Below are 13,394 nucleotides of genomic sequence, written 5' to 3'. Positions count from 1 at the left end.
TATGACGCAAAACAGCGCCCATACGGGCAAACTCTATGTGGTCGGCACGCCCATCGGCAACCTAGGCGACCTGTCCCCGCGCGTTGGCGAGGCTTTTGCCGCCGCCGATGCCATTTGCTGCGAAGACACGCGTGTGACGTCAAAGCTGCTGATGCACCTGGGCATTTCCAAGCCGCTTGTCCGTTGCGACGAGAATGTGATCGCCAGCCGCGCCGCCGGCCTGGTCGACCGTCTGCTGGCGGGGGAGACCCTCGCTTTTGCCTCGGACGCCGGCATGCCGAGCGTGTCCGATCCCGGCCAGGCGCTGGTCGAGGCGGCGCGTGAGGCCGATGTGCCCGTCGAAGTTATTCCCGGGCCCTCTGCTTGCGTCACGGCGCTTGTTTCGTCCGGCATTCCCTGCGAGCATTTTTTCTTCGAGGGCTTTTTGGGCCGAAAGCACGGCGACCGTGTGCGCCGTTTGCAGCGCCTTGCCGTGGTGCCCGGCGCACTCATCTTCTACGAGTCTCCACATCGCATCGTGGCGACGCTCGAGGCCGTGGCGGAGGTCTTTCCCCAGCGTGAGGTTGCCGTCTGCCGCGAACTCACCAAGCTGCACGAGGAGGTCTTGCGCGGGCCCGCTGCCCAGCTTGCCGAGGAGCTGCGTGCTCGCGGCGAGGTAAAGGGCGAGATCGCGCTGGTCATCGCGCCGCCGAGCGAGGATGAGGAGGCCGGTATCGTGCCGGTCGGCGCCACGGCAGCGGATCCCGACGAGGCCCTGCGCGAGGATATCCGCGCCGCGCTCGAGGAGGGGGAGCCCGCGTCTGCGGTGGCCAAGCGCCTGTCTCAGAAGTATTCGCGCCGCAAGCGCGATGTCTATGCCATGGTGCTCGATATGCAATAGATGGAGGATATCCAGCCCTTGCGCTAGAATCATCCTCTGTATGCAACGTTTTTCTGGAGGACAAACCCCATGGATCAAAGCAAGCCTTCGTTCTTTATCACGACGCCCATCTACTACGTCAACGCCGATCCGCACCTGGGCACGGCTTATTCCACCATCATCGCCGACGTTCAGGCTCGCTATCGCCGCTCCGCCGGCTATAACGTCAAGTTCCTGACCGGCATGGACGAGCACGGCGAGAAGGTCGCCGAGGCCGCAGCCAAGCATGGTATGACGCCGCAGGAGTGGACCGACAGCCAGGCCCCGCACTTCAAGGAGCTTTGGAGCAAGCTCGAGATTTCCAACGACGACTTCATCCGCACCACCGAGCCGCGCCAGCATCATGCCGTGCAGTACCTGTGGGAGCGCATGAAGGAGTCCGGTTACCTGTATAAGGGCAGCTACGACGGCTGGTATTGCGTGCCTGACGAGACCTACTTCACCGATACGCAGGTCCAGAAGGGCGACGAGGAGTACGGCAGCGTCGGCCAGCACCTGTGCCCCGACTGCCACCGTCCGCTTGAGCGCGTGCAGGAGGAGTCCTACTTCTTTAAGCTTTCCGCCTTCCAGGACAAGCTGCTCAAGCTCTATGACGAGCATCCCGACTTTGTCGAGCCTGCGTTCCGCATGAACGAGGTGCGCAGCTTTGTCGAGGGCGGCCTTAACGACCTTTCCGTGAGCCGCACGAGCTTTGACTGGGGCATTCAGGTCCCGTTTGACGAGGGCCACGTGACCTACGTGTGGTTCGATGCGCTGCTCAACTATATGACGGCCGTCGGCTACGGTGTCGATACCGACGAGGCGCGTGCCGAGCTGGCCTATCGCTGGCCCGCGCAGTTCCACATCGTGGGTAAGGACATCATCCGCTTCCACTGCGTCATTTGGCCCGCCATGCTCATGGCCATCGGCGAGGCCCTGCCCGAGCACGTTTTTGCCCACGGCTTCCTGACCGTGCGCAATGCCGAGACCGGCAAGGCCGAGAAGATGTCCAAGAGCCGCGGCAACGCTATCGCTCCGCAGGACGTTATCGACATGCTGGGCGTCGAGGGCTATCGCTACTACTTTATGACCGACGTCGTCCCCGGCACCGACGGCGCCATCAGCTTCGATCGCATGGAGCAGGTCTACAACGCCGACCTGGCCAACAGCTGGGGCAACCTCATCTCGCGTTCGCTCAACATGAGCGGCAAGTACTTTGACGGCTGCGCGCCCGCCAAGCCCGCATCGTTCGATGCGTTCGACAACCCGCTGGCAAAGATCGCCGACGGCCTGGTCGAGCGCTACATGGCCAAGATGGACGTGCTCGATTACGGCGGAGCCAAGGACGAGGTCATGGAGCTCATCCACGCCGCCAACCACTACATCGAGGACTCCGAGCCTTGGGCACTTGCCAAGGACGAGGCCAAGGCTGACGAGCTGGCGTTTGTGATCTACAACCTGCTCGAGGCCATCCGCATTGCCGCTCACCTGCTGATGCCGCTCATGCCCCAGACTTCTGCCGAGGCTCTGCGCCGCCTGTCCTGCGAGGACGAGGCCGCGAGCGACGACCTCAAGGGCATTTGCGCTTGGGGCCTGCTTGCTGGTGGTCAGCCCGTCGAGAAGGGCGATCCGCTGTTCCCGCGTCTGGCGTAGAGACCGCGCGAGCGCCATATCGGCAATTTGCTGTTTAGCTGTAAGGGCATGGCCGCCACGGTCCATGCCCTTTTGTTTCAAGACGCCGCCATCATGCTAAGGAGACAACCATGACAACTTCGCCTTTGGCAAACCCCACGGCCACCAGGGAGCTGCTGGAGGAGTTTGGCCTTGCGACCAAGCATCGCCTGGGCCAGAACTTTCTAATCGACAATCATGTGATCGAACGTATCTGCGAGCTTGCCGAGCTTGCAGGTGACGAGCGCGTACTCGAGGTGGGTCCAGGTTGCGGTACGTTGACACTTGCGTTGCTGCAGGAAGCGGCGTGCGTTACGTCCATTGAGGCCGATTCCGAGCTTGAGCCGGTGCTCGATGCCCACGCCGCCGACTATGCCAACTTCCGCTTTATCATGGGCGACGCGCTCAAGGTGACGCCGGGGCAGATTGAGCAGGCTGCGGGCGGTGAGCCGACGGTATTTGTCGCGAACTTGCCCTATAACGTGGCGGCGACGATCATTTTGCAATTTTTCCAGACGATGCCGGCGCTCAAGCGCGCCGTCGTCATGGTGCAAAAGGAGGTTGCCGATCGCATTGCCGCAGTGCCGGGCAACAAGACCTATGGCGGCTATACGGCAAAGCTTGGCCTGTATGCGCAGGTAACGGGTCGCTTTGAGGTGCCGCCGCGTTGCTTTATGCCGGCGCCACACGTGGACTCGGCCGTCGTGCGTATCGACCGTGTTGACGGTGTGGTGCCCGAAGGACTCGATCGCGAATTTGTAGCCCGCGTGATTGATGCTGCATTTGCTCAGCGTCGCAAGACCATCCGCAATTCCATGAGCGCCAACGGCTTTGCCAAGGACGTGCTCGATGCCGCCTTTGAGGCTTGCGGTATCGCACCCACCACGCGCGCCGAGACGCTCGGCGTCGCCGACTTTGTGTGCCTGGCTCGGGAGCTTTCCCATGACGCTTAATGCCGAACGCGTGACGTTTACCAAGAAAAAGAAGACGGCTGCTTGTCCCGTGCCCTTGGCACCGCTTGCCGACACACATGCGCATCTGCTTTCGTTCTGGGGCAAGGATGTGCCCGAGACACTCGTGCGTGCCAAGGCGGCAGGCATCGACCTGTTGGTGACGGTCTTCGACCCCATCGCCGACAAGCGCAGCGTGACGGACTATAGCGACTGGCTGACGCGCGAAATTCTGCCGATGCAGGATATCCCGCAGATCAAGTATCTTGCCGGCGTGCATCCGTATGGCGCGCCGGACTATACCGACGACATTCACGCGCAGGTTGTTGCTGCGCTTGATGACCCTTTGTGCGCCGGTATTGGCGAAATCGGTCTGGACTACCACATGGATTACGACGACGACATCACGCCGGCGCCCCACAGCGTGCAGATTGATTGCATGGCACGTCAGCTCGAAGTCGCCGTGCGCTGCAATGTGCCGGTGGAGTTGCACCTGCGGCACGAGGACTCGGATGGGGAGCGCACCTCGCATATGGATGCGTACAACGTGCTTCGTGAGGTGGGCGTGCCCCAGGCCGGTTGTGTGCTGCACTGTTTTGGCGAGGACCGCGCCACGATGGAGCGCTTTGTGGAGCTGGGCTGCTATATCGCCTATGGTGGTGCGGCTACCTTTAAGCGCAACGACGACGTGCGCGAGGCATTTGCGGCAACCCCACTCGATCGAATTTTGTTCGAGACGGATTGCCCGTATATGGCTCCGGAGCCCATCCGCGGTCTTGAATGCGAGCCCGCAATGATCTCCATTACGGCAAACGCGCTGGTTAACGACCGTGTCGATCGCACTGGTGAGGACGCCGAAACAATCGCGCATGCCGCTTGGGAAAATGCCTGCAAACTTTTTCAAAAATAGTTCTTGCGTTCGCGGTGGCGCTCCGTTATTCTAATTCCTGCACGCGGGCGTGGCGGAATTGGCAGACGCGTACGGTTCAGGTCCGTATGGGGGCAACCCCATGAAGGTTCAAGTCCTTTCGCCCGCACCATTAAATGAAAGAGCTCCCAGCAATGGGGGCTTTTTTGTTATGGGCCTCTTGTTGATGTCACGTTGCTGCTTCGTGCGGGTATCCTAATGCCAACGTGTGCCTATCAGAGGAGAGACCATGCTGTTGTCCGGTATCATCGCCGCCCTTACCAGCCTTTTGATTCCCATCATCATTCTGTTGCTGCTGCTTCCCAACGCCTGCTATGTCGTTGAACAACAGCATGCCGTGATCATCGAGCGCCTGGGCAAGTTCAATCGCATCGTCAACGCGGGCTTCCACATGAAGGTACCCGTGATCGACCGCAAGGCCGCCACGGTGAGTCTGCGCACCATGAAAAACGGTTTTGGCATCGACGTTAAGACCCAGGACAACGTGACCATCGGCCTTGAGGTCTCTGCTCAGTACCACGTGAGCTATGACATGGGCGCCGGCCCGGCAGATTCGGGTATCTACAAGAGCTACTACATGCTGCAGGAGCCCGTCGACCAGATGCGTGACTTCATCACCGACGCCCTGCGCTCTTCGATTCCCGTCTACACACTCGATGAGGTCTTTGCCAAGAAGGATGACATCGCCAAGGATGTCAACGCTACCGTTTCCGAGCAGATGGCCGCCTACGGCTTCACCCTCGTGTCGACGCTCATCACCAAAATCGCACTGCCGACCGAGGTTGAGAACTCCATGAACGACATCAACGCTGCCCAGCGCAAGCGCGCTGCCGCGCAGGAGCTCGCCGAGGCCGACCGCATCAAGCGCGTCACCGAGGCGACCGCCGAGGCCGAGGCTATGGAAAAGGCGGGTGAGGGCATCGCCAACCAGCGCAAGGCCATCGCGCTGGGTATCAAAGATTCGCTCGAGATCATCCAGGAGACGGGTGTCGGCAATGACGAGGCCAACCAACTGTTCATGTTTACGCAGTGGTCCGAGATGATGACGGAGTTCGCTCGCACGGGTAAAACCTCGACGGTCGTGCTGCCGAGCGACTTTTCGCAGTCGGCCTCGATGTTCGAGCAGATGCTGGCCGCCGGCAAAGTTCAAAACGATTCGAAGGAGTAGACGCGCGTGAAATACACCGTCGTTTGCGTCGGTAAGCTCAAGGAGCGCTTTTGGAAGGACGCGTGCGCTGAGTACACCAAGCGCCTAGGTGCCTATGCCAAGGTGGATATCCGCGAGGTGGCCGATATCGACCCGGCTAAGGCGGGCGGCGTGGATGCCGCGCGCGACAAGGAGGGGGCGGCGATTCTTGCCGCCTTGCCATCTCGAGCGCATGTGATCCTGCTGGCTATCGAGGGCAAGGAGCGCTCGAGCGAGGAGTTTTCGGCGAGGCTCGACGATCTTATGCTGCGAGGCAGCAGCGACATTGCCTTTGTAATCGGCGGTTCGGACGGCGTGAGTGATGAGGTGCGCGCCCGCGCCGACGAGATGCTCAGCTTTGGACGCATTACCTTGCCGCATAACCTGGCGCGTGTGGTGCTGCTAGAGCAGATTTACCGTGCCTGCAAGATCAGTCGTGGCGAGCCGTATCACAAGTAGGTCGGCAATACGAAACAATAGCGTGGGACAATGACTTTCGTTTTTGAGGAACGCATCTGAGAGGACTGTGTGATATGAAGATCGGATTTGTCGGTTTTGGCAATATGGCGAGTGCTATGGCCGATGGCTGGATTGCCGCCGGCGTGGCCGCGGGCGACATGTGCGCCTGCGCAGGCCGCTACGATGCTTTGGTCGAGCGTTGCGAGGTGCGCGGCATGGTCGCCTGCCACGATGCCGCCGAGGTTGTCGCCGCATCCGATATCGTGGTCGCTGCGGTCAAACCGTACATGATCGAGAAGGTATTCGCCCCGCTCAAGGATGCTCTTGCCAAAAAGGTCGTTCTGTCGGTTGCCTGGACCTGGGACAGTGCCAAGTGGGAGCAGGTCCTGCCGGGCGTCGCGCATATCTCGACGGTGCCCAACACGCCGGTTTCGGTGGGCGAGGGCGTCATCGCCTGCGAGAAGGCTTCGACGCTTAACGACGAGCAGCGTGCTGTGGTGTTCGACCTGCTCGGTAAGCTTGGCGCTGTCGTCGAGCTCGACACAAGCCTGCTGTTTGTGGGCGGCACGGTGGGTGGTTGCGCTCCGGCGTTTGTCGCCATGGCAATCGAGGCCCTGGGCGATGCGGCGGTCAAGCACGGTATCCCGCGTGCGGATGCTTATCGCATTGTGAGCCAGATGGTGCTGGGTACGGCAAAGCTGCAGCTTGCAACTGGCCAGCATCCTGCGGCGATGAAGGATGCCGTATGCTCGCCCGGTGGTGCCACCATCAAGGGCGTCGTTGCGCTCGAGGACGCCGGCATGCGCAGCGCCCTGGTCAAGGCAATCGACGCAACCCTCCAGTAAAACCGACCAAAAAAGGGACAGGTTTATGTTGGCAGGTTTTTCCTGCGGTTTTGTCCTTTTAGCGAAAAGTGCCCCGCAACTGGCTCAATTCCAGTTGCGGGGCACTTGCGTTTGCCCAGATAAAACCGACCAAAATAAACCTGTCCCTTTTTGGCAGGTTAGTCCCAGAAGCTGTCTTCTTCGTCCTCGGACTTGGGGCCGCGGTCGACATACATCTTATGGGTGCGCTTCTCCATTACAAAGGCAATAATCGCAAACAGCAGGATGCCGCCGGCGAAAAGGATGGCAAAACCGGTGCGGGTGCCAAACAAAAAGGAAAAAACTGCGTCCATTGGGTGCCTTCTTGCGTAGTTGAGTTGGGTCGTAAACGCTCATAAGTATATACTTGCCCATACATGTACAAGGTTGCAACCTAAATGGAATGTATATCGCCGGAGGATCTAATGCTTGATATCAAGTTTGTTCGCGAGAACCCCGATGCCATCGATGTCGCCATGGCTAACCGCCAGACGTCTTGGGATCGCGAGAAGTTCTTTGAGCTCGACGACGAGCGTCGTGCCGTCATCACCGAGGTCGAGGAACTTCAAGCCACGCGCAATGCCGAGTCCAAGAAGATCGGCGCCCTGATGAAGGAGGGCAAGAAGGACGAGGCCGAGGCCGCCAAAGAGGCCGTGCGCGCCGTCAACGAGAAGATTGACGGTCTGGCCGAGCGCCGCACCGCCCTCGAGCAGGAGCAGTACGACTTCATGGCTCACCTGCCCAACATTCCTTGCGAGGCCACGCCGTACGGCAAGGACGAGGACGAGAACATCGAGCGCCGTCGTTGGGGCACCCCGCGCGAGTTCGACTTTGACTTTAAGCCGCACTGGGATCTGGGCACCGACCTCGACATCCTCGACTTCGAGCGCGGCAACAAGCTCTCCGGCAGCCGCTTCACCGTTCTCGGTGGCGCCGGCGCCCGCCTGGAGCGCGCCCTTATCAACTTCTTCCTGGATACGCACACGAGCCGTGGCTTCAAGGAGTGGTGGCCGCCCATCGTCGTCAAGCGTCAGACCATGTTCGGCACGGGTCAGCTGCCCAAGTTCGAGGACGACGCCTATCACGTCTCGGGCGACAACTTCCTGATCCCCACCGCCGAGGTCGTGCTCACCAACCTGCACGCCGGTGAGGTCCTCGACGCCGATACCCTGCCGCGCCGCTACACCGCCTTCACCCCCTGCTTCCGCGAGGAGGCCGGCTCCGCTGGTCGCGATACCCGCGGCATCATTCGCCAGCACGAGTTCGACAAGGTCGAGATGGTCAAGTTTGCCAAGCCGGAGGAGTCCGACAAGGAGCTCGAGAGCATGACCGCCGAGGCCGAGTTCCTGCTGCAGCAGCTGGGTCTTCCGTATCGCGTGATTAGCCTGTGCACCGGCGACCTGGGCTTCTCTGCCCGTCAGACCTACGACGTCGAGGTCTGGCTGCCGAGCTACAACGCCTACAAGGAGATCAGCTCCTGCTCCAACTGCGGTGACTTCCAGGCCCGTCGCGCCAACATCAAGTATCGCGACCCCGAGAACTTCAAGGGTTCGCGCTATCTGCACACCCTCAACGGTTCCGGTCTGCCGGCTGGCCGTACCATGGCAGCCATTCTGGAGAACTACCAGAACGCTGACGGCACCATCACGATCCCCGAGGTTCTGCGTCCCTACATGGGCGGCCTCGAGAAGATCGAGCCGGTCGCGTAGATTGGCTGCATAAGCGATTTGCTAGGGCACTCCTTTTTGGGGTGCCCTTTTTGTGTGCGGCCATACCATGCTGTGCGGACAGCTCAATAGAAAACACACGAACAACTGTTCTGTATACAGCCATCTACCTGCTATGCTTTTGCTAAATAAGAGCGAGAGAAAGGGGACGCGATGGAGCTGTTTGATGAGCGGGTGGTTTTGTTTGAGAGCGACGAGGGCGGGGAGTACCTGCTTGTGACGTGTGAGCCGTCTGGCATGGGTGGCCTGGTGGTTCGACAGACGAGCGAGGGTCCGTTGACCCAATGGTGCTACGAGGAGTCGCCGCATGTGGTTGAGACGTTTGTGGCGCACGAGGGGCTTGTGGCCCTGGAGCATTTCTATGGGGTCCGGACATCTAACCAGGTTGCTCGCATGTTGAGTATCTCGTTTGCCGATTATGATTGTGCCCAGCGGGTGAGATCGCTCCTGAGGGAACTTGATGCTAAGTTTGACGTGATCGAAAAGCCAATCGATCGTACGGGGAACGACGGTATATGCGGAGCAGCATGACAAAACTGCGTTCCAAAAAAAAGTTTGAGATTGTGCTTGACTCCAATAAGCTAAAGTGGTTTTATATGTTTTGCGCTGCGGCGTTACCTCAGCTGGATAGAGGGTCTGACTACGAATCAGAACGTCATAGGTTCGAATCCTATACGCCGCACCAATTGAAATTGAAAGCCTCCGGCAACGGGGGCTTTTCTTTTATGCCGCCACCGCATGGATTCGAACCTCGGTCGAGGCGCGAGCGTGAAGCGGACGCGGAGCGTCCGTAGCGAGCGGGCGAGCACGCCGGCAGGCGGGCGAAGCCGGCGCGGATCCGCGGAGCGGATGCGCGGAATCCTATACGCCGCACCAACTGAACTTTAAAGCCTCCGGCAACGGGGGCTTTTCTTTTATGGCAACACCGCATGGATTCGAACCTCGGTCGAGGCACGAACAACTTAATTATCACTCCGTAAAATTTTTTCTAATTGTCGCTTGACCCATCGAGGGGTCACGTGCATAATAATCCGTGCGTTGCGGCGTTACCTCAGCTGGATAGAGGGTCTGACTACGAATCAGAACGTCATAGGTTCGAATCCTATACGCCGCACCATTTGATTTTAAAGCTCCCGGCAACGGGAGCTTTTCTTATATCGCGATGCGTTGAAGATCGCATCAAGTGGTCAAAAATGAGTAAAAATCAAATTCGATAACTTTTTTCGAAAAATGCTTGACCTTTATTCAGTCGATGTGCATAATAATCAACAAGTCGCGGCGTTACCTCAGCTGGATAGAGGGTCTGACTACGAATCAGAACGTCATAGGTTCGAATCCTATACGCCGCACCATTTGAGATTAAAGCTCCCGGCAACGGGGGCTTTTCTTTTACGTAAACACCGCATTGATTCGAACCTCGGTCGAGGCGCGGGCGTAAAGAAAACGCGGAGCGTTTTTAGCCCGCGGGCGAGCACGCCGGCAGGCGGGCGAAGCCGGTGCGGATCCGCGCAGCGGATGCGCGGAATCCTATACGCCGCACCATTTGAGATTAAAGCTCCCGGCAACGGGGGCTTTTCTTTTACGTAAACACCGCATTGATTCGAACCTCGGTCGAGGCGCGGGCGTAAAGAAAACGCGGAGCGTTTTTAGCCCGCGGGCGAGCACGCCGGCAGGCGGGCGAAGCCGGTGCGGATCCGCGCAGCGGATGCGCGGAATCCTATACGCCGCACCATTTGAGATTAAAGCTCCCGGCAACGGGGGCTTTTCTTTTGCGCCAGCTTGAGTGCTTTTGTCCAAAGGGACGATTTCCTGTCGACTCGTGTAAGATTCCGAGTAGATGTCGCGACTAATTCGCGACCACTCCTTCTTCAAGCGACCGATCAGGGTGATACTTCGTGGCAGAGCGTCCGACATACAAGCTCAGGTTTCTCGATCCCAAAAAGCGCTTTCCGGCGATGCCCGAGCAGCCTGCGGGACGTTCATATGGCGTGGTCTGGAAACTCTTTGGCGAGGATCAGCATGAATCTTGCTATGTCGTCGAATTCGTTGGCAAAAGCCATGTGTCGCTTTTGGGCTATGTAAGCGTTTCGGGCGAGGTGTACAAGGTGGACCGCCCCGTTAGCGAGACTCCGCTGCCCAACGATCCCGACATGGAACTGGTCCTTGACGAGTCGGACTCCGGTATTGGTGAGATTGTGGTTCGGGGAGCCAACGGCACAATGCGCGCGTGCGCGCGAACCGTCGGCTCTCCCGAAGGCCCCATGCGCGAGCAGTCCGACCACGAGACATGGAATTCGACCCGCTCCCTTCCTTACGGTGAGTTCATGGCATCGATGTTCCTGCGCTACGTGATATTCGCTGACTCCGAAAATACCATTGCGAGCACGGCGGACGCCGACGGACTCGACGAGGGTATGCAAAACGTTGTCGACAAGATCAAGCTCGTAAAGTTGCCCGAGCCGGTCGAGGTGTTTTTGGGCTTTAACACGACACCGCTACCTGACGCTATCGAGACGCTGCTCTACCGCGTTGACCATGCCGAGAATCCGAGCGGTATCGAGCGCTATGCCGCCGCCCTTATGGGTGAAATTGACTTGCCCCGCTTGCGCACCATCGCCGCTAAGTCCGAGATGAGCCTGGCTCGCATCGATCGCTCAAAGCTTTTCTATCTCAATTTTGATCGCAGCCTGCTGGACCAGGACGAGATTGACATGCTGCTTGCCATCGAGTGCCGTCTTAACCGTCTCTCCGGCATCCTTGAGCACATCGGGGCCGGATTGGTCCCTGCGGCATCCTCGCCGAGCCTTGAGGGCTGCGCGCTCTTTGATGCGTGGCATATCGCCAAGACGACCAACGATGTTCCCCGACTGCTCGATACAACCTCGAGCGACAACCCGTGGTCCAAACCGGGAACGGTGGCTTGCCAGCCGGGCGGTGAGTGGGATGTGCGTACCCGCTTCGCGCGTATTGTCGAGGCGCTTAACGTGGTCACGCGGCTCGACTATACCTATCGGGCAAACGTTGCCGAGGGGATTATGCTCGTTCGGTTTGGGCAGTCTGTCGTTGATGCCATGCCGCAACGTGAATACGACGCTCAAGATGACGCCTGGCACGAGCTGGACGAGGACACGCGCACGATCTGGGCCGCGGAGCACGATGCGCGCGTGGCGCTCACGCTTGCGGCAGCGTGTTTTGCCGCGGGCACCTGCATCACGCGCTGCTATGTGCAGATTGCTGCTCCCGACAGTGAGCAGGGCGAGTGCGTTGTCGCAACGTATTTCTTTGGGCGCGCGGCCTATCTGGCCGATTGCGTGCCTGTCGCCAAGGATCTTGAGAGCATGGACATGGACGATATGCCGTGCAAGCGTGTGCTTGAGGCATATGAGTCAACCGCTCCGGAGACGATTGAACCTGCGGAGGTTCATGCTCGTCCGCGTGATGACCATCGCATGCTGCCGCCGGCGCTGCGCGATCTGCTGCTTGCCGATGCGGCTGACGAGCTGGAGGTCATGGAAGAGGACGACGACCCATACGTTGCCCGTGTTGTTGAATTGCGCGAGCAGGCAAAAGTCGACCGTACAGGTGCTTTTGAAGGCTTTTCCCGTCTTGTTGAGGAGTTGGAGGCTAAGTGCGCCGTCGCCGAGCTTTTGGCGACAGGTCCGGTTCAAACGCAGTTTTGCGATAACCAGCTGGTGCGCATGGTGCTACCGGTGTTGGAAGAAGACCGCTCTGTGCGAATCCTTCGTGCGCCCGATGCGCTGTACTTTGCCCAGCACGAGATCTGCAGCTTTTACGCCGAACAAGAGGACTTTGAACGAGCACTGCCCGAGGTGCGCCATCTTTACGATCTGGCGCGCTCGTCCATGCAGTCGCACTTTGCGCTCATCAACGTGCTTGCGCGTCTGGAGCGCTTTGACGAGATTATCGAGGTGGCGCGCCACGGCCTACGTATTGCCAGCGATCGTTCTGCAATCGGCTACCTGTTCTATCGCTTGGCGTTTGCCTATTGGAATTGCGATCAGCTCGACCTGGCGCTGGCTTGTTACCGTCTGGTGCCGCGCGGCGAGGAGTCGGGCAGCAGCGCGCTGGAAGAAATGCAGGGCCTTATGAACGAGATGGGCGTCAGCGAGCCTCCGACGTTCGAGGAGGCGGTCGAGACCATCCGCAAGGCTGGACTTGAGCTGCCGCCAGTGTCCGCCGTGACGAATCAGCTGGCAGATGCCGCTGTGCAACTGGTCGACAACGGCTTCTTTTTCCTGGCGCGCGGTTGCATCTTCCAAATGTGGCGTACCATGGGTAACGACGAGCTCGGCTCCCTCAACCGCTCGCTGGGGTAGGTGAAGCTTCCAAGGAGGAAAGGATGCTAGGCAATTAGAAAATTTCCTCTTGCCCATCCTTGGCTGTTTGGTTACTATAGAACGGCTGTTACGGAGAGCTGACCGAGAGGCCGAAGGTGCTCGCCTGCTAAGCGAGTATGCCCCAAAAGGGCATCTGGGGTTCGAATCCCCAGCTCTCCGCCAGTTTAACTTTAAAGAAGGGTCCCATCGGGGGCCCTTTTTTATTATCGAGAAAGGGCGCTGGGGATTCGAACCCGAGAGGGCACGGGCGTTAAGCAAACGCGAAAGCGTTTGTAGCCCGTGGGCGAAAAGCCGCCAGGCTTTGAAGCCGGAGGGCATGCGTAGCATGCCCGGACATCCCCAGCTCTCCGCCAG

General features: G+C 59.3%; 11 protein-coding genes and 5 tRNA genes. 15 read left to right on the top strand and 1 reads right to left on the bottom strand.

Annotated elements, in window-relative coordinates; genetic code table 11:
- Nucleotide 1 precedes the first annotated feature (1 nt).
- The 8 genes from rsmI (at nucleotide 2) to proC (ending at nucleotide 6,937) form a co-directional block, all read left to right on the top strand.
- Complete coding sequence (gene rsmI, locus NBH09_RS01890) at nucleotides 2–880, top strand: 16S rRNA (cytidine(1402)-2'-O)-methyltransferase (protein ID WP_250786893.1); 879 nt, start codon at nucleotides 2–4, stop codon at nucleotides 878–880.
- A gap of 69 nt (nucleotides 881–949) precedes the next feature.
- Nucleotides 950–2,551, top strand: a complete 1,602-nt coding sequence (metG, locus tag NBH09_RS01885; protein ID WP_250786892.1) for a methionine--tRNA ligase — start codon at nucleotides 950–952, stop codon at nucleotides 2,549–2,551.
- A gap of 110 nt (nucleotides 2,552–2,661) precedes the next feature.
- Entirely contained in the window at nucleotides 2,662–3,522 is an 861-nt protein-coding gene (gene rsmA / locus NBH09_RS01880) for a 16S rRNA (adenine(1518)-N(6)/adenine(1519)-N(6))-dimethyltransferase RsmA (RefSeq protein ID WP_250786891.1), read from the top strand.
- Entirely contained in the window at nucleotides 3,512–4,429 is a 918-nt protein-coding gene (locus NBH09_RS01875) for a TatD family hydrolase (protein ID WP_250786890.1), read from the top strand. Before rsmA ends, NBH09_RS01875 begins: the two co-directional genes overlap by 11 nt.
- A 43-nt stretch (nucleotides 4,430–4,472) precedes the next feature.
- Nucleotides 4,473–4,559: transfer RNA gene (locus tag NBH09_RS01870), tRNA-Leu, on the top strand.
- A gap of 117 nt (nucleotides 4,560–4,676) precedes the next feature.
- Nucleotides 4,677–5,615 (top strand): SPFH domain-containing protein, encoded by a 939-nt coding sequence (locus NBH09_RS01865; RefSeq protein WP_117746891.1) that lies wholly within the window; start codon nucleotides 4,677–4,679, stop codon nucleotides 5,613–5,615.
- Between the two features lie 6 nt (nucleotides 5,616–5,621).
- Nucleotides 5,622–6,092: a 23S rRNA (pseudouridine(1915)-N(3))-methyltransferase RlmH gene (rlmH, locus tag NBH09_RS01860; protein ID WP_117655498.1), complete on the top strand. Its 471-nt coding sequence runs from the start codon at nucleotides 5,622–5,624 to the stop codon at nucleotides 6,090–6,092.
- Nucleotides 6,093–6,166: 74 nt separating this feature from the next.
- Nucleotides 6,167–6,937 carry a pyrroline-5-carboxylate reductase gene (gene proC, locus NBH09_RS01855; RefSeq protein ID WP_250786889.1) on the top strand — a complete coding sequence of 257 codons (771 nt, stop codon included), beginning with the start codon at nucleotides 6,167–6,169 and terminating at the stop codon, nucleotides 6,935–6,937.
- A 158-nt stretch (nucleotides 6,938–7,095) separates the two neighbouring features.
- Here the strand turns inward: proC and NBH09_RS01850 are convergent, their stop codons facing one another.
- On the bottom strand, nucleotides 7,096–7,269 hold the full coding sequence (locus tag NBH09_RS01850) for a DUF6724 family protein (RefSeq protein WP_168170424.1): 174 nt from the start codon (nucleotides 7,267–7,269) through the stop codon (nucleotides 7,096–7,098).
- A gap of 111 nt (nucleotides 7,270–7,380) precedes the next feature.
- Between NBH09_RS01850 and serS the strand changes: the two genes are divergently transcribed.
- From serS to NBH09_RS01815, 7 genes are all read left to right on the top strand, one after another.
- Nucleotides 7,381–8,664 carry a serine--tRNA ligase gene (gene serS, locus NBH09_RS01845; RefSeq protein ID WP_117563693.1) on the top strand — a complete coding sequence of 428 codons (1,284 nt, stop codon included), beginning with the start codon at nucleotides 7,381–7,383 and terminating at the stop codon, nucleotides 8,662–8,664.
- Between the two features lie 171 nt (nucleotides 8,665–8,835).
- Nucleotides 8,836–9,213, top strand: a complete 378-nt coding sequence (locus NBH09_RS01840) for a hypothetical protein (protein ID WP_117765452.1) — start codon at nucleotides 8,836–8,838, stop codon at nucleotides 9,211–9,213.
- 77 nt (nucleotides 9,214–9,290) lie between these two features.
- Nucleotides 9,291–9,367, top strand: a tRNA-Arg gene (locus NBH09_RS01835).
- Between the two features lie 355 nt (nucleotides 9,368–9,722).
- Nucleotides 9,723–9,799 (top strand) — tRNA-Arg (locus tag NBH09_RS01830).
- A gap of 158 nt (nucleotides 9,800–9,957) precedes the next feature.
- Nucleotides 9,958–10,034: transfer RNA gene (locus NBH09_RS01825), tRNA-Arg, on the top strand.
- Nucleotides 10,035–10,577: 543 nt separating this feature from the next.
- Complete coding sequence (locus NBH09_RS01820; RefSeq protein WP_250786888.1) at nucleotides 10,578–13,019, top strand: tetratricopeptide repeat protein; 2,442 nt, start codon at nucleotides 10,578–10,580, stop codon at nucleotides 13,017–13,019.
- 92 nt (nucleotides 13,020–13,111) lie between these two features.
- A tRNA-Ser gene (locus NBH09_RS01815) sits at nucleotides 13,112–13,202 on the top strand.
- The last annotated feature ends 192 nt before the right edge of the window (nucleotides 13,203–13,394 follow it).

Origin of the sequence: Collinsella sp. BG-O-102, assembly GCF_023656745.1 — a bacterium.
GTDB lineage: Bacteria > Actinomycetota > Coriobacteriia > Coriobacteriales > Coriobacteriaceae > Collinsella.
The sequence above is the reverse complement of the archived record's forward strand: the minus strand, read 5'-3'. Positions and strand labels throughout refer to the sequence as shown.